Source organism: Microbulbifer sp. 2205BS26-8, from assembly GCF_030731025.1.
Lineage (GTDB): Bacteria > Pseudomonadota > Gammaproteobacteria > Pseudomonadales > Cellvibrionaceae > Microbulbifer > Microbulbifer spongiae.
Genome location: NZ_JAVAMR010000004.1, coordinates 30,452 through 50,074 on the forward strand (window position 1 = coordinate 30,452; position 19,623 = coordinate 50,074).

At 56.5% G+C, this 19,623-nt stretch carries 19 protein-coding genes; 12 read left to right on the plus strand and 7 right to left on the minus strand.

The genetic code is table 11. The features are described from left to right. The first annotated feature begins 9 nt into the window (after positions 1 to 9). On the plus strand, positions 10 to 831 hold the full coding sequence (locus Q5Y71_RS02205) for an alpha/beta hydrolase (protein ID WP_306039696.1): 822 nt from the start codon (positions 10 to 12) through the stop codon (positions 829 to 831). Between the two features lie 79 nt (positions 832 to 910). Here the strand turns inward: Q5Y71_RS02205 and Q5Y71_RS02210 are convergent, their stop codons facing one another. The 3 genes from Q5Y71_RS02210 to Q5Y71_RS02220 all read right to left on the minus strand — a co-directional run bounded on the left by Q5Y71_RS02210 (position 911) and on the right by Q5Y71_RS02220 (position 6,380). Beyond that, entirely contained in the window at positions 911 to 1,783 is an 873-nt protein-coding gene (locus tag Q5Y71_RS02210; RefSeq protein ID WP_306039698.1) for a polyphosphate kinase 2 family protein, read from the minus strand. A 48-nt stretch (positions 1,784 to 1,831) separates the two neighbouring features. Continuing rightward, on the minus strand, positions 1,832 to 4,369 hold the full coding sequence (locus Q5Y71_RS02215; protein ID WP_306039700.1) for a plasma-membrane proton-efflux P-type ATPase: 2,538 nt from the start codon (positions 4,367 to 4,369) through the stop codon (positions 1,832 to 1,834). Between the two features lie 355 nt (positions 4,370 to 4,724). Beyond that, entirely contained in the window at positions 4,725 to 6,380 is a 1,656-nt protein-coding gene (locus Q5Y71_RS02220; RefSeq protein ID WP_306039703.1) for an alpha-amylase family glycosyl hydrolase, read from the minus strand. Between the two features lie 304 nt (positions 6,381 to 6,684). On the opposite strand from Q5Y71_RS02220, the gene Q5Y71_RS02225 reads away from it, so the two are divergent. From Q5Y71_RS02225 to Q5Y71_RS02260, 8 genes are all read left to right on the plus strand, one after another. Further along, the gene (locus Q5Y71_RS02225; protein ID WP_306039705.1) at positions 6,685 to 7,578 is read left to right on the plus strand and encodes a hypothetical protein; all 894 of its coding nucleotides are present in this window, start codon (positions 6,685 to 6,687) and stop codon (positions 7,576 to 7,578) included. A 44-nt stretch (positions 7,579 to 7,622) separates the two neighbouring features. Then, a complete protein-coding gene (locus Q5Y71_RS02230; RefSeq protein WP_306039706.1) occupies positions 7,623 to 8,273 on the plus strand; it encodes an MBL fold metallo-hydrolase in 651 nt (216 codons plus the stop codon). Between the two features lie 43 nt (positions 8,274 to 8,316). After that, positions 8,317 to 8,928, plus strand: a complete 612-nt coding sequence (locus tag Q5Y71_RS02235; RefSeq protein ID WP_306039707.1) for a DUF2799 domain-containing protein — start codon at positions 8,317 to 8,319, stop codon at positions 8,926 to 8,928. Positions 8,929 to 8,998: 70 nt separating this feature from the next. Next, positions 8,999 to 9,430, plus strand: a complete 432-nt coding sequence (locus tag Q5Y71_RS02240) for a hotdog fold thioesterase (protein ID WP_306039708.1) — start codon at positions 8,999 to 9,001, stop codon at positions 9,428 to 9,430. 30 nt (positions 9,431 to 9,460) lie between these two features. After that, entirely contained in the window at positions 9,461 to 10,168 is a 708-nt protein-coding gene (locus Q5Y71_RS02245; protein ID WP_306039709.1) for a M48 family metallopeptidase, read from the plus strand. 146 nt (positions 10,169 to 10,314) lie between these two features. After that, complete coding sequence (locus tag Q5Y71_RS02250; protein ID WP_306039711.1) at positions 10,315 to 10,680, plus strand: DUF2750 domain-containing protein; 366 nt, start codon at positions 10,315 to 10,317, stop codon at positions 10,678 to 10,680. Positions 10,681 to 10,737: 57 nt separating this feature from the next. After that, on the plus strand, positions 10,738 to 11,121 hold the full coding sequence (locus Q5Y71_RS02255) for a VOC family protein (protein ID WP_306039712.1): 384 nt from the start codon (positions 10,738 to 10,740) through the stop codon (positions 11,119 to 11,121). 13 nt (positions 11,122 to 11,134) lie between these two features. Then, positions 11,135 to 12,064, plus strand: coding sequence for an SDR family oxidoreductase (locus tag Q5Y71_RS02260; RefSeq protein ID WP_306039714.1), 930 nt, complete (start codon positions 11,135 to 11,137; stop codon positions 12,062 to 12,064). Positions 12,065 to 12,128: 64 nt separating this feature from the next. Here Q5Y71_RS02260 and mnmH read toward each other — a convergent pair whose 3' ends face one another. Then, a complete protein-coding gene (gene mnmH, locus Q5Y71_RS02265) occupies positions 12,129 to 13,226 on the minus strand; it encodes a tRNA 2-selenouridine(34) synthase MnmH (protein ID WP_306039716.1) in 1,098 nt (365 codons plus the stop codon). A gap of 402 nt (positions 13,227 to 13,628) precedes the next feature. On the opposite strand from mnmH, the gene Q5Y71_RS02270 reads away from it, so the two are divergent. Continuing rightward, positions 13,629 to 15,482 (plus strand): SLC13 family permease, encoded by a 1,854-nt coding sequence (locus tag Q5Y71_RS02270; protein ID WP_306039718.1) that lies wholly within the window; start codon positions 13,629 to 13,631, stop codon positions 15,480 to 15,482. Between the two features lie 44 nt (positions 15,483 to 15,526). Here the strand turns inward: Q5Y71_RS02270 and Q5Y71_RS02275 are convergent, their stop codons facing one another. After that, positions 15,527 to 15,973 (minus strand): CBS domain-containing protein, encoded by a 447-nt coding sequence (locus tag Q5Y71_RS02275; RefSeq protein ID WP_306039720.1) that lies wholly within the window; start codon positions 15,971 to 15,973, stop codon positions 15,527 to 15,529. Between the two features lie 199 nt (positions 15,974 to 16,172). Between Q5Y71_RS02275 and Q5Y71_RS02280 the strand changes: the two genes are divergently transcribed. Both Q5Y71_RS02280 and Q5Y71_RS02285 read left to right on the plus strand, forming a co-directional pair. Next, a complete protein-coding gene (locus Q5Y71_RS02280; RefSeq protein ID WP_306039721.1) occupies positions 16,173 to 16,349 on the plus strand; it encodes a hypothetical protein in 177 nt (58 codons plus the stop codon). A 249-nt stretch (positions 16,350 to 16,598) separates the two neighbouring features. Next, the gene (locus Q5Y71_RS02285; protein ID WP_306039723.1) at positions 16,599 to 17,075 is read left to right on the plus strand and encodes a hypothetical protein; all 477 of its coding nucleotides are present in this window, start codon (positions 16,599 to 16,601) and stop codon (positions 17,073 to 17,075) included. Between the two features lie 381 nt (positions 17,076 to 17,456). Here the strand turns inward: Q5Y71_RS02285 and cobB are convergent, their stop codons facing one another. Continuing rightward, positions 17,457 to 18,161, minus strand: a complete 705-nt coding sequence (gene cobB / locus Q5Y71_RS02290) for a Sir2 family NAD+-dependent deacetylase (protein ID WP_306039724.1) — start codon at positions 18,159 to 18,161, stop codon at positions 17,457 to 17,459. A 108-nt stretch (positions 18,162 to 18,269) separates the two neighbouring features. Further along, on the minus strand, positions 18,270 to 19,577 hold the full coding sequence (locus Q5Y71_RS02295; protein ID WP_306039726.1) for an NAD(P)/FAD-dependent oxidoreductase: 1,308 nt from the start codon (positions 19,575 to 19,577) through the stop codon (positions 18,270 to 18,272). Positions 19,578 to 19,623: the final 46 nt, after the last annotated feature.

Here is a 19,623-nt window from a genome sequence, read left to right on the forward strand (position 1 = left end):
GATGCTCTTATGCAAAAACTGCTTCTTTTGATATTTTTTGTGGCGCTTGGCTCGCCCGTGTGGGCAGGCGAGGTTGAACGATCCCCATTATCGATAGGCGAGGCACTTCGTTTTCCTTCCAAAATACTGGGTGAAGAACGCACTTTAAATATCTATCTGCCGCCCGGTTATCACAAGGATCAAAGCAAGAGGTATCCGGTGATCTATCTCCTGGACGGCTCCATGGAGGAGGATTTTTTACATATAGCGGGTTTGGTACAGTTTGGCTCTTTTTCCTGGATCAATATGTTGCCGGAGAGTATCTTCGTTGGTGTTGGCAATGTGGACCGAAAACGGGACTTTACCTACGCCTCCAATGCGCTCAAGGATCAAAAAGAGTTCCCCTCCTCTGGTGGCTCAAGCAAATTTATAGCATCGCTGATGAAAGAGATGCAGCCGCTTGTACAACGCAATTATAGGGTAAGCGGGGAAACAACCCTGATTGGTCAGTCGCTCGGCGGATTGTTGGCCACAGAGATCCTTGTCAAACACACCAATCTGTTTGATCACTATATTATTGTCAGTCCCAGCCTGTGGTGGGATGGTGAATCCCTGCTTAAGCGGATTCCTGCGAACTGCTGTGCTGCCAAGGCCATTTATGTTGGTGTGGGCAAGGAAGGGGCGGTGATGGAGCGGCTGGCCAGAGAACTGCACGATAAGATAGACCCGAATGGGCAGAGAGAGACGGTGCACTTCGGCTATTTTAAGCAACTCGATCACGGGGATACATTGCACCTGGCGGTTTATGACGCGTTTGGAAAACTATTCTCTAACAAACCCCCTCAAGAGTAACACAGGCAGTTTATAGCTTGTATCCTTGGCGGCAATGGCTGTGGTTTCCAGTACCATTCTCTGGGATGCAGCCATGGTTCTATTGATTTTTTTTGCGGGCTTTAATCAGGCCCTCTTTAATATCCTGCGCATCCAGTGCATGGTATTTCCGTTTGACGGCTTCGATATCTACCCTGGGCTTCGGAAAACGCATGTTGAGCGATTCCATGGCTTCGGTAACGATGGCGGCCACGGCCAGGTTGCGAAACCATTTGTGATTGGCAGGAATAACAAACCAGGGCGCATGGGGTGTGCTGCATTTACCCAGTGCATCCTCAAAGGCCTGTGTGTAGCTATCCCAGTAAGCGGCTTCTGTGTAGTCACTTTCACTGATTTTCCAGTGCTTTGTGGGGTCATCAATGCGCTGCTTAAATCGTTTCAACTGCTCATCGGCATCAATGTGCAGGAAAAATTTTAAAATCAGGGTCTGGTGGTCGGATAGGAGCTTTTCAAAGTGGTTGATATGGCCATATCGCTTTGACCAGACACTTTCGGGCACCATGCGGTGTACTCTTTGAATGAGCACGTCTTCATAGTGGGAGCGATTGAAAATGGCAATGTGTCCACGGGCTGGAGCAACCTTGTGGCAGCGCCACAGAAAATCATGGGCCAGTTCCTCCTGTGAGGGCTGTTTGAAACTGGTAACCGTACAGCCCTGAGGATTCATTGCCCCCAAGACATGGTTGATGGTGCCATCCTTGCCGGCAGCGTCCCGCCCCTGAAGGCATATCAGCAGAGCGCGTTTGCCCTCAGCATACATGAGATACTGCAGAGCGCGAATTCTTTCATCCAGCTTTTGGATGACTGGCATGGCCTTTTCACGATCACTGTAGCAGTCTGTAAAACCGGGATCGATTTTATCCAGCTTAACCCTGCTACCGGGTTTTACCTGAAAGGATTCAAAGCAGTTCATACCGTTTCTCTTTTGATGAGCAGCCTGGATAAGGCACTGGGTGAGTGGCTAAATATCTCGGAGGTGCCGGTAAATCGCTTTTTTTACCAGATCCAGAACGAACATCCACGCAATCATATAGAGCCATACCAGCCCGATCACTGTCCATGGGATCGCTGCTACCAGCCAGCCAAAGCCACACATCAATACAGTGAGGGCCTGGGTACCCACTATGGCCACAAGTAATTTTACAGCGGGCAATGGTTTTGCAAAAAAGGCAGCACGGGAGCGAACAATGAATAGCAGCAAATGTCCACCGGCTACAATCTGCAAAAAAAGCACAGTTTGGACTTGCGCTTTATTGAGTGAAATCCAGGATTGCCAGTGACTGTTCTGTAACCACTCCATACCGATCAATAAAAGCCCCAGGGTTTGTGCAATGGAAAACAAACCGATAATAGTTGCGCCAAGCAATAAATGGTGCATATTCCAGTGCACCGGGTTTTTGGGCAGTAAGGTGTTGTCGTAGGCAATGGTCATAATGGGAATATCGTCCAGCAGGGCCACCAGCACAATCATGATCGGGGTCAGTGGGGGAAAGCCGAAGAGAATTGTGGCAAAAACCACAATCACCATAATATCCAGGGTCATGGATACACGAAACAGCACATAATTGATAATGCGTTCAAAAATTTTTCGGGCCTCGTCGATGGCATCGATCACTGTAGAGAGGCCCGGGGCAGTCAGGATAATGGCCGCGGCGGCTCGGGCTGCGTCCGTGGCGCCACTCACGGCAATGCCGCAGTCGGCCTGTTTTAGGGCGGGTGCGTCATTGACGCCGTCTCCTGTCATGGCCACCTGGTGACCGCGCCCCTGCAGTGCTTTGACAATGGCGTATTTATGTTCGGGGAACACCCTGCCAAAACCATCGGCACGCTCCACACAGTCGACCACCCGCTTTGGCAGGTGATCCATATTTTTTGTATGGTCGAAAACCTCTCCGGCGGCGAGAATGTTTTGACCAATCCCCACTTGCGCAGCGATTTCTTTGCCGATGGCAACATCGTCGCCAGTGATCATTTTTACCTGCAGGCCGTGACTCCGGGCGCGGCTGATGGTTTGTTTCGAGTCATCCCGCGGGGGGTCTTCCAGGGGCAGAATGCCCAGGAAAGACCAGTGTTCGCCATCGTTGCTGCTTGCCACTGCCAGCGCGCGCAGGCCGCGGGCAGCCAGCTTCTGGACACAGGCCGAAGCCCTCCCGGCCCTGTTGCCACTGAGCTTACACAGCGTTATTACGGCCTGGGGCGCGCCCTTACAAAAGAACCGGCTGTTCCCCTTTGGATCAGTGACCCGGGCTTGAGCGTATTTTGTCACTGGGTCGAAGGGCGTGAATTCCTGCAACCGATAGTTGCTGAGCGGGCGCTTGTCCACAAGACCGGCGATAATGGCCCGGTCTATCGGGTCGGTGGAACCGGCTTCGGAGGCCATGGCTGCAGCGAGGATCAGGGAGGCCTCGTCTTTTGCGGCAAATAGCTGGGGGCTGTGCAGGCTCAGTTGGTTTTTTGTCAGTGTACCGGTTTTATCAGTGCACAGTATGTCTACCCCGGCCAATTCTTCAATGGACTCCAGGCGCGAGACGATGGCTTTCTTGCGCGACAGTGCCAGGGCGCCCAGGGCGTTGGTGACGGTAATAACCGAGGGCATGGCCACGGGTATGGAGGCGATCAGCAGTACCAGCACCGTACGCAGGATATTGACAAGGTCAGACCAGCGCCAGTCCGCTGCCAACACAACATCCCGGTACAGTAGGGTACCCACCAGCAGAAGGGCCAGTAGCAGGCACAATACAATCAGGAAGTCGCCAATGCGGGTGACGGCTTTTTGCGAATGGGAAATGCCCCGGCCGGCACTGGCGACCAGCTTGGCGGTGCGGCCAAAAAAAGTATTCGCGCCGGTGCCGATGGCAACCGCGACCATTTCCCCGCGCTTGGCAATACTGCTGGAGTAGCCTATATCCCCCACTGTCTTGTCTACCGGCAAAGACTCCCCGGTGAGAGCGGCCTGATCAATACTGATGGACTTGCCGCTGATAAAACGCACATCGGCAGGTACGATCTGTCCCAGCTTGATACGCAGAATATCGCCGGGCACCACGGCGGAGGCGGGCAGGGTTTTGTATTCCCCATCACGTAAAATCTCAGCCTCTGGTGCCATGCTGGCTTTCAGGGCGGCGAGGGCGCTGGAGGCTTTATATTCCTGCCAAAAGCCTACCGCCGCATTGTAGAGTAACAGTGCCACAATAATGGCGAAGTCCGGCCAATGACCGATAAGGGCAGACAGTGCAGCGGCGGCCTCAATCATCCAGGGGATGGGTCCCCAGAAAAAACGCAGTAACCTTAAAAGGGCGCTCTTTTCTTTTTCCCGGATTGCATTGGGCCCGTATCGCTTGAGTCTCGCCTCTGCTTCAGATTGCACCAGCCCTTCGGGGGAGGTATTGAGTGCGGTGAAAACGACGTCAGGTGCCGCTGTCTGCAAGTCCACCCGGGTACCGCCAGATAGAGCGGCGGTGGCTTTGCTGTGGTTGTGAGCGGAGCCCGGTTGAGGCACGTGTAGATTCCCGCTGGTGGCCAGGTCTGTGGTGATCGGCAGTAATGACCTACCGGTTGAACGTCGCTACTTCAAGGCTTAAATCTAGCAGTTTGCGCCAGGCGGAATGTTGTAAATCATGCCGACAAAATTGTGCCTAAGCTTATCCGGATACCCAACAGAGATACCGCCCACACGCCTTGAGGCAGCGCTGCGGGCATAAAAAGGCTGGCACTGGACCGGCGAGAAGGCAGACGTCGAGAGGATAAGATGACGTTGCAGAGAGAGAAGAATAAACACGCAATATCAGGGAACCCCGGTATTGCTTGTGTAGATAGAAAAGGCTGCCGCAGTGTGTTGCCGGTTGGTCCAACACCTATGGGCTTTCAGTTCCGGTTTCCCCGCGCAGAACACAGGCTCCGGCGGGCATCAGGGTCAGGACATTTGCGCTGCAGGCATTGCGAAATAGGCTCGGGGTAATATCTTCAGCGTTGGCAAATGCCGCTGGCAGCGTATAGTTCTCGGGGGTTGTTCCCAGGTTCAGGGCCACCAGGTACGCCTCGTGCGCCGTGCGCCGCAAAAATACCAGCAGCTCGTTGCCGGTAGGCACCACTTCCTGCGCTGCCGTGGCCAGGGATTGCGGCAATTGACGGTGCCATTGGATCAGGGTGCGGAATTGGTTGAGCATGGAGTGCTGGTTGTCCTCCTGCTGACTGATGGCGCGCAGGCGATGCTCCTTGGGGATCGGCAGCCAGGGCTTGCGGGTGGAAAAGCCGGCATATGGGTCGCCCCCGTCTACCCAGGGCATGGGAGTGCGGCATCCGTCACGCCCCTTGAATTCCGGCCACAGGTTGATGCCGTAGGGGTCCACCAGGTCTTCAAAGGCGATATCCACCTCTGAGAGGCCCAGCTCTTCGCCCTGGTACAGGCACACACTACCGCGCAGTGTCAATTGCAAGAGCAAAAACAACGATGCCCGCGCTTGGGCCAGTTCGCCGCTCAGGCCCCGATTCCAGCGGGAAATGGAGCGGGGTACATCGTGATTGCCAACAGACCAGCAGGGCCAGCCCTTTTCGATGACCTCGCGGTTATTCTCGAGGGTGTCGCGCAGGAACTGGGCGCTGCAGTCTTCGCTCAGCAGATCGAAGGAATAGGCCATATTCAGGCGATTGTGCGTGGTGTATTCCGCCATGATTCTTTGTGTGTTGTCATCCCCCACTTCACCCATGGTCACGGTTCCGGGGTATTGATCCATCAACTGGCGTATGCGCTGCAGGAACTGCCGATTTTCCGGTTGGGATTTGTCGTTTATGTGCCATTGGTAATCGTAGTGATTGACAGGGGGGAGGCCCTGCTCGTCGAGTTTGAGGGGGCGCGCAGGATTGTCGTCGAGGGCCTGTTGGTGGAAGATAAAATTCACTGCGTCCAGGCGGAATCCGTCCACACCGCGATCCAGCCAGAATTGCATATCGGCGAGCAGTTGCGCCTGTACTTCGCGGTTATGCACATTCAGATCAGGTTGCGCTTTGAGAAAATTGGCCAGGTAGTATTGGCGGCGGCGGGTGCACCAGTGCCAGGAGCCGCCGCCGAATACGGAGACCCAGTTATTGGGCGGGTTGCCGTCTGGTTTCGGGTCCGCCCATACATACCAGTCGGCCCTGGAATTGTCGCGGCTGGAACGGCTCTCCCGAAACCAGGGGTGCTGATCCGAGGTGTGGCTCAGGATCTGGTCGATAATGATTTTCAGGCCACGCTGGTGCGCTGCATCGATCAGTTGGTCAAAATCCCCCAGACTGCCGAAGATCGGGTCCACATCGCGGTAATTTGCCACATCATAGCCAAAATCCACCATGGGGGACGGAAAAAAGGGAGAGATCCAGATGGCATCCACACCGAGGGATTTCACGTAATCCAGTTTTTGCGTGATACCCGGGATATCGCCGATACCATCGCCATTGGTGTCGCAAAAGCTGCGTGGATATATCTGGTAAATAACACTGTTGCGCCACCATTCGGTGCTGTTGCCGGCCATCGATTACTGCCCTGTTGCATTATTCGGAGTGTGGGACTGGCCCACCCTGATAAGGATGGCATGAGTATGGGGGAGTGAACCGCGAGCTTCCTCCTCCCCATGCAGGGGGGATATGCACCAGCGGAGCCTTATTGTGACAGGGCTGAAATATGTGCAAGAGTTGTAGGCAGTTGGTGGACTCAGTTCGAATAAGGGTGGCGCGGACTTTGCTTGGGGCAGTATATTACCCATTGGGTCGGATCAAGGGTAAGGGCGCAAGGTGGTTTTGATGCCACCTCAACAACAAGAATAAGAAGAGGCAAACATGGCCGAAATTGTGGTCCTGGCCGCCGCCGGCATGGGGGCCGTCCACAGGGACTTTGCAAAGCCGCTTTTCTCCGCTGTACAGAGTGCGCTGGGTAATGACTGGTCGCGCTTGCACTGCGATTCACTGCCCGGTTTGGAGGCGTTTCACAGCAATATTGAACGGGTGTTCGAAGGCATGCAAAAGCGCGATTTGGATGGTCTGCGTGCCCGCAAATTTCTGCTCTACGGCATGGCCCAGAGCGCGGCGCAGCTGGAAGATATCCGGCAGCGCGAGGGCATGTACGAGCGCGGTCAGGGCGCGATTTATAGCGCACTGCAACGGGCTGCCGCTGTCGCCGGAGACGGGGCTCCGGTGGTACTTTTGAGCCACTCGGTGGGATGTATCACGCTTTCCAACTATCTGTGGGATGCGCAGCGTTCCAGTGTGAACCATGGTATCTGGCGCGATGGAGGCCCCGGCGGTGTGCGCAGAGGCTCTTCCCGCGAGCGCTTTTTACGCCTGAAGACACTCAGTCACTGGTATACCCTGGGGGCTACCAATCCCCTGTGGTGTGCGGGCAAAGCGCGCGAGCAGATTCAGGCAGTGACGTCCAATTCCCGCGGCTACCTCTTTCGCTGGAAGAATTTCTACCATCCGGACGATCTGTTTGGCTGGCCTCTGAAGCCCCTGAGCCCCACCTACAAACAGGCGGTGTACCGGGATTATGAAACCAGCCCGCTCAGTGATCACCGTGCCATCGGGGCGGGCCCCCAGGTGCTGCCACCAGAGGATTACTGGTGTAACGAGCGGGTGTGGGAACAGTTGATCGGGGATCTGCGCACACTGCTCAAGAGTGGTCGCCAGGGAGCTTTGGTGCGCAGGGAGCGATCCAGCGAGGCACTCGCGGTATAATTCGGGGCATCTGTAACAGCTCCCCAAAAGGTTGGGCTTTGTCTATGTCGCTGCAATTTCATTCGATACCGGTTACCCCCTTCCAGCAAAACTGTACACTGCTCTGGTGTGAAGACAGCAAGCGCGCTGCGGTGGTGGACCCCGGTGGTGATCTCGACAAGATCTGTGCTTTCGTGCACAAGCGCGGTCTGAGCTTGGAGAAAATCCTCCTGACTCACGGTCATCTGGACCATGTGGGTGGCACGGCGGCCCTGTCCAGGCAACTTCAGCTGCCCATTGAAGGGCCGCACAGGGGGGACCAGTTCTGGATTGAGCAGCTGCCGATGCAAGCGCAGATGTTCAATTTCCCCCCGGTGGAGGTGTTTACCCCGGATCGCTGGCTGGCGCAGGGCGATATAGTGGAGGTCGGTGACCAGCAGCTGGAAGTGTTGCACTGCCCCGGTCACACTCCCGGCCATGTGGTGTTTTTCCACCGCCCCAGTCAGCTGGCTCTGGTCGGTGATGTGTTGTTTGCCGGTTCCATTGGGCGCACCGATTTTCCCCAGGGTGACCACGATACTCTGATTCGCTCGATTACCGAACGCCTCTGGCCCCTGGGTGACGGAGTGCGCTTTGTACCTGGCCACGGCCCCATGTCCACCTTCGGACAGGAGCGCCGGACCAACCCGTTTGTTGCCGACAAGCGCTTCGGCTGATTGGCGGCACTGGGAGAACAATAATCACCGACGGAGGTCGGCCATGTCTACCAAATTGTGTGTATCCCTGTTGTTGGTCACCTGTGTTGTAAATGGTTGTGCAGTGATATCCGAACAGGACTGCCAGGCCGGGCTCTGGTATGAGCGCGGGATGCAGGACGGCGCCCGAGGGCGCGCCCAGTCGCTGGTGTACGAGATCGCGCGGGAATGCCAGAGCTATGGGATACACGCGGACAGCGAAGCCTGGTTGCGCGGGCACGAGGAGGGGGTGGAGCAGTTCTGTACCGCGGAGAACGGGTTTTATCAGGGGCGCCGGGGCCATCGGTATGCGGGTGTGTGTATCGGCCCCACCGCCGATGTGTTTCTGGACAATTACCAGCGCGGCCTCGCTGAGTATCGTGTGGAGCAGCGGCATCGCAAGCTGCACTGGCGCCGCGATCAGCTGGTGCGGGAGCTGCACCTGGTGCACCGTGCCCTCGAGAGTGCGGACAGCGACAGGCAGCGGCGTGTCCTGTATTTTCAGCGCAGCCGGTTGACATGGGCGTTGCGTTCCCTGGATACGGAATTACACCGTTATGGACTTTTTGGACCCGGTGATATCACACCCGGTTTTTATCCCCCCGTTTTCTTTTCGTCCGGACTGTTTTACTGGTGAATGCCGGGGGTACACTGGGTGTCGAATTACCGCAGTTCGCGGTCAAGGATTTTTCAAGAGCGTTATTTTGATGGCAATTTGGCAGAGTAAACCCACACTGGAAGCGTTAAACCAAGGGATTGCATCCTGTATGCCCGGCTATCTCGGCATGCAGATCACAGAAATCGGTGATGACTATCTCGAGGGCAGGCTGCCGGTGGATCATCGCACGCGCCAGCCGTTTGGCATTTTACACGGTGGCGCCAGTGTCGTGCTGGCGGAAACCCTGGGTTCAGTGGGGGCCAACCTGCTTGTGGATACCGCGCGGTTTTACTGCGTTGGCCAGGAGATTAATGCCAACCACCTGCGCCCAGTACCGGACGGGGAGGTTACCGGTCGTGCAAGGCCGGTGCATTTGGGTCGTACCAGTCAGGTCTGGGAAATCCTGCTTCATGCGCCCAATGGCAAGCTAAGCTGTATTTCGCGTCTCACTATCGCCGTGGTCGCCCGTGGCGACCGCTAGACCCTGCACAGCCCTGCGGGAGTGGCGGCGGTGACCAGGGCAAAGGAATTTCTGTTTGAGGATATTCCCTACCGCCTGGTGCGTTCCCCGCGGCGCAAACGGCTGGGACTGGTGCTGGCAGAGTCCGGCGTGGAGGTACGCATTCCCCAGCGCTGTGCCGCGTGCCATGGACACCAGTTCCTGCAGGATAATGTCCAGTGGGTGCGCACCCAGTTGCTCGCTGCCAATCAGCGCGCAGCGCAAGTTCCAGAATATACGTACGCTTTTGGCAGGTGCTTTCCCTGGTTGGGCAGATCCCTGCCCCTGGAGCGGGCGGCGAGTGTCCAAAGCACCGGTATCGGGGCGGAATCCATCCGCCTTTACACCCGCAAGCATGCGCCAGACCCGGATCGGCTTCGGATGGCCCTGCAGCGCCTGTACCAGCGAGAGGCGCTGGACCTGTTGGCAGACAAGTCCCGGTGTCTGGCAGATCAACTGAAATTGTCGTTTTCCTCGGTGCGGGTGCGCCGTACCAGAAGCAAATGGGGACATTGTAGTATCCGCGGCGAACTGCAATACAACTGGCTGGTGTGCCTGGCACCGGAGCCTGTGGTGGACTATCTGGTGGCTCACGAGGTGTGTCACTTGTACCACCACAACCACAGTCGCGCTTTCTGGCAACTGGTGCAGAGTGTTTGTCCGCGCTTCAAAGTGTTGCGCCGCTGGCTGCGAGACAACGGCCACCGTCTCACGGTATAGGCACTTCCGGTTATCTCTGAGTCATTGGTTACAGGCTTCAGGACTGGTATGACGACGGAAAATTCTACAGAACCACTGCCCGATTGCACTTTGGTGACCCGCAAAACTCACGTAGACTGCGGGTAGATCCACGCAGTGAAGATGCTATGCAAAACGAACCCTTAAGCGACAATTTTGACGATAACTGTTCGCGTTTTTTGCCTGAGGCCGCCGACCAGGGTTGTGTCTGGGCACTGCGTGGGGAAGAGGGGTTTGCCCTGTGTGAGTCGATGAAGCGCCCGCAGACCGGAGTCATTCCCTTTTGGTCGCAACGGGTGTTTGCCGAAGTGCACTGTGCGGATGACTGGGCCGGTTATGAGGCAGTCGCTATTGACCTGGAGGAATTTATCGACGACTGGCTCACCGGTATGCATGAGGATGTGTTGTTGGTGGGCCTGAATTGGAACGGCGAGTTGGAGGGGGTGGAGCTGGAACCGCTCGACCTGCTTGAGCAATTGGAGCGAGCGCTGTAGTAAGTTGTGCCAGAGCACCCCGCCGCTGGATAAAAATCACTTGATAGGGGGTCTCAGATGGGGCAGATTCTCGGCCTGCACACAGTGATCTATGGTGTCACGGATCTTGCCGAGGCCAGGGCCTGGTACACGCAATTGCTGGGGCAGAAACCCACTGTTGATAGCGATGGCTATGTAGGGTTTCGTGTCGGTGATTGTGAGCTGGGCCTGAATCCGGACGCGCGCAGTGCAATCAGCCGCGCAGATGGCGTTATCGCCTACTGGACAGTTGAGGATGTAGCTGCGCAGGTTGAGCATCTCGGTGCCATGGGTGCGCGGCAGCACAGCGAAGTGGTGGAGGTCGGTAAGGGCGTGCTGATGGCGAGTTTTCTGGATCCCTTTGGCAATATTGTTGGTTTGATTGAGCAGCCGCGGACACAGCCGGAGGTGTCGGACCAGTAAATGGAGCAACCCCTTGAACAAACCGCCAGTATCCAGCTTTCGCACTTCCGACCAGTGTTTTGCCGCGGAGAGCCTCGCGCAAATCGGGCGCGGCTACGTGGTCCCAGACAGGGTCGCCCTGATTACTGGTTGTTCCAGTGGTATCGGTCGCGAACTCGCCCTGGCGCTGCATCGCCGCGGCACGATTGTGATTGCCACCGCGCGGCGGCCTGAGAGTCTGCAGGAGCTGGCGGATATGGGCATTGCTACCGAGGCGTTGAATGTCAATTCCCAGGCAGATATCAATCGTGTGGTTTACGCACTCAAGACGGCCTACGGACGCCTGGATATATTGATCAACAACGCCGGTTACGGCCAGATGGGTCCTTTGCTTGAACTGGATACCCGTTCCCTGGAAAACCAGTTTCGCACCAATGTCTTTGCACCGCTCGCGCTGGCGCGTGCCTGTGTGCCGCTGATGCGTACCGGGCGCGGTGGTATTGTGTGTAATATCGGCTCGGTTTCGGGCGTGTTGGCAACCCCGTTTTCCGGTGCCTATTGTGCCTCCAAAGCGGCTCTGCACTCCCTGACAGACGTGCTTCGCCTTGAGTTGAAACCCTTTGGTATCCACGTTATGACGGTCCAACCGGGGGCCATTGTTTCGGAGTTTGGCCGCCATGCGGAAGTGTCACTGCGGGGCCTGCTGCTTCCGGATTCCCTGTATAAACGCGAGGAGGAGGTAGTGCGGGCCCGCGCCCAGGAATCGCAAAAGAATGCGACTTTGGCCAGCGCTCTCGCGCGCAGGCTGGTGCGTGAACTGTTGCGCAAACGCCCGCGTACACTGGTGCGCATCGGTAACAGAAGCAGTCTGCTACCCTGGATGGCACGCTGGTTGCCCCGCAGTCTGCGGGACCGCATATTACTGCGGCGCTTTCGGTTACACCGGTTGTCACACAGAGCCTAAGGCTGTTCTTTTTTGTTTGGCAATGTCGCCGCCAATACGCCTTTGAGCGAGGCAATCTGAAGCCTTATTTGCCCAATGAGGCCCCTGATTTGGCCAACCAGGTGTTCACTTCTGCACGCGTGCCACGGAACAGGGGGGCACTTTCGCGCTTTTTCATCAGGTAGTCGTATTGGCCATCGTAGTATTCTTTTAGCAGTGCCACGACCAGAGGAACATAGGCCTCGCTACAGCCACTCTGCGCAAGGGCGCAGTTGGCCTCGGCCAACTGCGCATCCAGCTGCTGGTAACGAAGTCCACCCAGGCGCTTGCGGAGTTTGCCGAGACTGCTGCGCAGGGCTTCTCCCAGGGCAGCCGCTGCGGCGGTTCCTGTACCACCGAAGTGCGGCAGAGCTTCCTGAACATAGTCACGCACAATCCGTTTGGCACGGATTCCCACTGGCTCCTCCACTAGCACCCATGGCGCCCCCTTCATGGCATTTTGTAACACCGGCGGCAGAGCGCAGCACCCGATCAGGCGGCTTTCATCCTCTATAAGGACCGCCCCGGGATTTTGTGCCAGCTTGAGCAAATCGATGCTGATCCGGTTTTCAAACTCAACTTGTACAGGCTGTTTGTGGCCGGTGCCACCGAAGCTGGAACCGCGGTGTCGGGCAATGGCTTCCAGGTCCAGGGCGCGGTCGGCATTTTGTATCAGCTCGGTCTTGCCACTGCCGGTGTGGCCGGCGATAACGATAATGGGCAGCCGCTTACTCTGATTTTCAAGCTCAGCAAGCAGATAATTGCGCATGGCCTTGTAGCCGCCTTCCACCAATGGGTAGTGAATACCCTCTGCGCGCAATAGATCCTGAGTGGTGCGCGAGCGCAGCCCGCCGCGAAAACAGTAGAGGTAGCCATGGGGGTGCCGCTGAACAAAATTACCCCACCGGGCCAGATGCGCCTGTACTACCTCCCGAGTGGCCAGTTGCCAGCCCAGATCGATGGCGGCCTGCTGTCCGTTACGGTTGTACTCAATGCCGATCAGCTCGCGCTGGCGGTTGTCCAACAGGGGGTGGTTTTCCGCACAGGGAAAGGCGCCACGCGCGAATTCCACCGGCGCGCGGACATCGAGTAATGGAACATCGTTGAGGAAAAGACATTTGTAGTGCGCGGTGTTCTGCCGCAAAAGGATTCTCCCAATGGGTCTGCTGGGTATACAGGAATACAGCTCCCCTATGGGGACCTGCCCGGAGCACTATTATCAACCCAGCGATCCAACAGGTCACGCAATACGGCTTTACATGCCGGGCCAAGAGTCGAGGTTATTCGATGATTTCCCCCCACTTGTGGCCTCCAGTGCTGGCGAGTGCTTGAGAGGTCATGCAGTCCTGGTTCGGGGATGAAGACCCTTCAGGCCTCAGGCAGTGCCCTGGAGACACTGTTGCAAATGCCGATGGCCTTTTACACGTGCATCCGGTAACGCCAATTGTTCTGGCGTAAAACAGCTCTCCTTGGGTTTTTTCCAGTGTACTCTGATATGGTTACCGGGGGATATTATCCGGCTGCCGTTCGCGGGACATCCCAATCCATGACGCTTGACCAGTTGTTGATCCTCAGCATCCTTGCGGTGACCGTTGCACTGTTTATCCGTGGTCCGTGGCGACACGACATGGTGGCATTGGCAGCGCTGCTGGCCTGTGTGTTTACCGGCCTGATTCCCCCGCAAAAAGCCTTCAGCGGTTTTGGTCACCCCGCTGTAGTCACTGTGGCCTGCGCACTGATTTTAAGCCGCGGCCTGCAAAATACCGGGGCCATGGATGCTCTGGCACAACGGGTGGTGCCAAGGAGCGGTAACACCACTGTGGCGATGTTGCTGCTCACGAGTCTCGGTGCATTTTTGTCCGGATTTATGAGCAATGTGGGTGCACTGGCGCTGTTGATGCCCGTAGCTGCGGAAATGGCAGAAAAGCAAAAGCTGGCGCCGGGTAAAATATTGATGCCACTGTCATTTGCCACCATTTTGGGTGGTATGACCACATTGATCGGCACGCCACCGAACCTGATGGTAGCGGGTTTTCGCGCGAATGCCGGCGCTGGCAGCTACGGTATGTTTGATTTCACCCCGGTGGGACTGGTAGTGGCCCTGGTGGGTGTGGCATTTATCGGCCTGGTTGGCTGGCGCCTGGTGCCGGCGCGTGGCCAGGCCGGTGCAACCAGTTTTGATACCGGCACCTACCTGACCGAGGCACTGGTGGGGAGGAAAAGTGCCGCCGCCGGCAGGACCCTGGGTGAGATTGGCAGGATGCTTGGTGCCGAGGATGCCCAGGTAGTTGGCATTGTACACAACGATGCCCGTATATCACCGGCCGCGCCCTGGCACCGGGTACTGAGCGGGGATATTTTGCTGATTGAGGCGGAGCCTGAATCTCTCGCCACCTGTTTGTCCAGCCTGGGTCTGAAAATGACAGGGGAGCCGGACAGTGAAAGGGAGGTCGGGGACAATCAACCGCGGCAAGGGGAAAGCTCACCTGCGGGCAATGTACGGGAAAAAGGCGGAGGCAAAAGAAAATACGCCTACCACAATGAAGAGATGCAGTTGTGCGAACTGGTTGTGATGCCCGACTCTCCCCTGGTGGGTCGCGCCATCCAGTTTCTACACCTTCCCGCTCGCTATCAGATGCACCTGCTGGCATTGTCACGCCGGGGGCGCCGCTCTGTGCGCAGGGTGCACTCCACGCCGCTGCTGGCGGGAGATGCACTGCTGATGCTGGGAGCCGAAGACAATCTGATCAGCTTTGCCCGGGAGCAGAGCTGTGTCCCCCTGGCGCAGAGAGATATCAGCATCCCAAACAAGGAAAAAGCCGCCATTGCACTGATTGCCATGGCACTGGCGGTGGCTGGCGCCGCCTTTGGCCTGATTCCTGCGGCCATCTCGTTTGCGACCTGTGTGCTGGCCTTTATGGCCCTGAAGGTCGTGCCTCTGCGCAATATCTACGGAGCCCTGGATGGTTCGGTGATCGTTCTGTTGGGTACCCTGATCGCCGTGGCAGAGGTGATGGAGTCCACCGGTGCGGCAGACCTCATCGCTGAAGTGTTGCTGAATAATCTGGCCCAGGGCAGCGCGGTGCTGGCGCTGGCGCTGATTCTGATTATTACCATGACATTGTCGGACTTTATGAACAATGTAGCTACTGCAGCGATGATGTGTTCCATAGCCCTCAGCACCGCAGAACAACTGTTGGTGAATCCGGACAGTTTTCTGATGGCGGTGGCCATTGGCGCTTCCTGTGCTTTTCTCACCCCGGTGGGGCACCAGAACAACACCCTGATCCTGGGGCCGGGTGGCTTTGATTTCGGCGATTACTGGCGGATGGGATTGCCACTGGAGATACTGGTAGTGGCAGTCGGCATTCCCATGCTGCTGTGGATCTGGCCCCTGTGAGCCACCGGCTACTGTGGGGCAGGCCCGGTGGTCAGGGGCTGGATTCAGGCAATGGAGTCATCCACCGGCTGGGCAAGCTCCGCCAGATACTTGCTGCAAAAACGCAGCACATCAGTCACTGTGACAATGCCCACCAGCTCTCCCTCGCGCATTACCAGCACTGAACCGATACCCGTATCGGCCATTGCCAGCAGGATCTTGTCCAGGGGATCGCGGATATCTGCAACAAAAGGTCTTCGTGCACAGAGGTCGTGCACGTAGAGCTGTTGCTCCTCCAGGCGGTGCCCGGGGGCGTGGGCCCTTTCGATATCCCCTTTCGAGATGACGGTTTCCAGTTCCCCCGATCGGGTTACCGGCAAGTGGCGCACCCCGTGTTCTTCCATCATGGCCACGGCCTCCTCGACCGTGGCCTCCATATCGATATGGTGGGGAAAAGGAGTCATCAGTGCTGCCAGAGTGGGCATATGGTGGGAATGGCGGGGGCTTGACATGGTTAAGAGTGATTATCCAATTGTTTTTGGCAATAAGTGCTTGGAATGGCAAAAGTCGGATTGATTATTTGCAATTGGTGACTGCTGCTACAATATAGCCAATACAAGCTCGGATGAATATCCTTTATTAAAGGAGATAAGCCCGCCTTTGTTACTTTTCAGTGCTCATAGGGAAGAAGATTGGTATTATATTCAGTGAATGGATGGTAAAGAGTTGATATTTGCCAGCAAAACATTATCATTCGCGGCCCTGGCCGCAAACTACAGTTATCGCCAGCGATTCGGCCATGTTGACGGAATTCGGTTGGTTTTTAATATTGGTTCAGCACAACTAGGTGTCGGCGGGCGTTTTTGCAATACTGACAATGCAGCTTGATTACATTGGTATTTCAAGGGCGGTTATTCATTGTCCACCGGATGTCGGATATATCTAGCGTTGTGGTATCTGATTTTGGTTTGGGCTGCTGTGCAGGTTGCCGAAAATAATACCGCTATATCGCCTCTAGCCTATCTGCAGTGTTGTTGAATGACTTTTATATTCCGGATATCCGGAATCCGATTCAGTGTCGTTTAACGACACAGAAATACCCCTGTTTTTTTAATAACCGTAGTTGAGGTTTATTGGATGTTTCAGCAATATGAGCAACTTGAACAACAAATCGCCGAACACCAGGCAAAAATTGAAGAACTGCAGGAGCAAATGGCTCAGGCAGAACGCAGGAAAGAGGGTGTCATTGCCTTCGATAAGGCGCTGGTGAACCTGGCCGCCGAATATCGCATGGAAGAAGAGGATTTTTTTGCAGCGCGTGGCGATTTGATTGTTGAATGGCTGGTTTCTCAGTTGAATGATGAGGACGCACCGGACTATGTCCAGACTTTGAAGTCCCGCGTCGCCCGTCATCTGAAGAGAGAGGGGGGCGCCCCCCGCCGCGCCCGTCGCGTGGTGTCGGCAAGCAAGACTGCCGAGCCCAAATTGGAAACCGGCCACTACCGCAACCCTTACACCGGTGCCACGGTAGAAAAGAAAAAGCGCAATCCAAAAGGTCTGAATCAGTGGATCGATGAATATGGACTGGACACCGTAAGGGAATGGAAGATTTAACCCGGATGTGATTGCAGTCTCGGCACCGGTTGGCCGGTGCCGGGTATTTCCCGTCACTTTTCTTCTTATTATATTTTAGCTTTGGATAACGAATGGTGTTTTCTAAGGCGTATCAACTTATTTGTCCTACCCTCTTGTGCAGAACTGTGTGCCGATTTTTTGACAGAGCGTATTTTTCTGTATGTGTTTTTTCGGGCATACTGGCTCTGTGCCTGGTTGGTAATGTTGCCCGGTGGTGAGCCGGGCGGCGAGTGAATACGATTGCCTTTCAATGGTTATTTTGATCGTGGAGAATGTGATCCCCCGCTGCTGTGCTGAAAATGGTCGCTGCGCGCTGTCGGGTCGGGGTGTGGCCCCCTCGACAGAAGTTCTGCTCGCGGTCTAACTCAGCAGCTCGTCCACATAGGCGCCGACAATTTTTGATGCGGGCCCCTGGCGGTGTTCGGCAAAGGCGTCCCCCACATTGCTGCGTTCAAGGTTGAGTTCCACACTGTGTGCGCCCGCCCGATTCGCGCATTCCACGAAGCCGGCTGCCGGATAGACGTTGCCGGAGGTACCGATACTGATAAACAGGTCGCAGCGGCTCAGGGCGTCGTAGATGGTGTCCATTTGCAGGGGCATTTCCCCAAACCAGACGACGTGGGGGCGCAGTGTGCCACTGCGGTTGCAGCAGGGACAATGGTCTGTCACCTTCAGGTCGCCGTCGATTGAAAACAGCGCGCCACTGGTGCTGCAACGGGCTTTACGCAGCTCGCCGTGCATGTGAATCAATTTGAGGCTGCCGGCCCGTTCATGCAGATCATCAATATTTTGTGTGACCAATAAAAATTCGCCCTCAAACGCCCTTTCCAATTCCGCCAGTGCGCGATGGGCGGCGTTGGGGGCAATAGGTGTGGAGAGCAGCTGTCTGCGGCGCGCGTTGTAAAAGCGTTGCACCAGCTGCGGGTCCCGCGCGAACGCCTCGGGTGTCGCCACATCCTCAAGGCGGTGGTTTTCCCACAGGCCATCGGCCCCGCGGAAAGTGCGGATGCCCGACTCTGCGGAAATACCGGCACCGGTCAATACAACGATACGTTGATAGTGCATTATTGTGTTGCTCGTTGGCGCGCTCAGGAACCCTTGGCAATTTTACGGTGTTCGCGCCGGGCGGTACATGCCGGTAACAACGCCCTGTTGGATAGTCAGGGTCTATGGCTAGTGCAGTTTTAAGCGGGGACTCACTGCCCGGTTCGCCTGGCCGGCCAGGTAGAGCAACATGGCCTTGGGCCAGCCGTGTATTGCCGCCAGGTGCATACGGTAGAGCGCGCGGTAGGCAAAGCCCGCAATGCGCCCCTCCACGGTGAGGCTGCCCTTCACCAGTGCCCCCATCAGATTGCCCACTGCTGTGAACTTGCTCAGGGAAACCAGGGAACCGCGGTCGCGATAGTAAAAGTGCTTCAGAGGTTTGTCTTCTGTCAGGGCGATGAGGTTGTCTGCCGCCAGCGTTGCCATCTGCTGGGCGGCCTGTGCACGGGGCGGCACTCGCTGTTCGTGGCCATCGATACAACTGGCACAGTCGCCCATCGCGAAGATATGCGCATCGCTCTGTGTTTGCAGTGTGGTTTTCACCTGTATCTGGTTGAGATGGTTGGTGGCAAGGCCATCCAGCCGGGTGAGAAACTCCGGCGCTTTGACCCCGGCGGCCCAGACGCGGATATCTGCCGGAATTTCCTCGCCATCCCGGGTGGTCAGGCCGGTGGCATTGGCGCGGGCGATACTACAACCTGTCAGCACCCGAACGCCCAGTTTGCCCAATTCGCGCTCGGCATTATTGCCCAACCGTGCGGGCAGGGCCGGCAACAGGTGCGGGCCACCTTCAATCACGGTGATCTCGATGGCATCCGCTCGGATACGGCCGTAATATCCTATCTGCCTGCCCGCATCCACCAGTTCCGCGGAGAGTTCCACGCCGGTGGCACCACCGCCTACAACGGCAATCCGCAGCTTTTCTTCCACATGGGTTTCCAGGCACAGGAAATGGTCGAGCAATTGCTGGTGGAATTTTTGCGCCTGCTCACTGTTGTCGAGAAACACGCAGTGCTGGTACACGCCAGGGATATTGAAATCATTGCCCAGGCTGCCGATACAGAGCACCAGGTAGTCGTATGCCAGTTTGCGTGCCGGTACCAGTAGGTTGCCCTGATCATCCAGTATTGCACTGAGCGCAACGGTTCGACGTTTTCGATCCAAAGATTGCAAACTGCCCAGTTGGAATTCGTAGCCATTGGCGCGGGCGTGGACCTGATAGTTGAGAGCAGCCATATTGGCGTCCAACGCACCAGCGGCGACCTGGTGCAGGAGAGGCTTCCAGATATGGGTGCGCTCTTTATCAATCAGGGTGACATGGGCCAAAGGCGGCTTGCGCCGTCGCCACAAGCGACGGGGGGGATTGAAATAGTGTCCGAGTCTTGTGGCCAGCTGCAGGCCGCTGGCGCCGCCGCCGACAATGACAATGTTTTTCATGGTGGCTGGTCTTCCTGTCGATTGCTGTGAAAGCCGACTTCCCCAT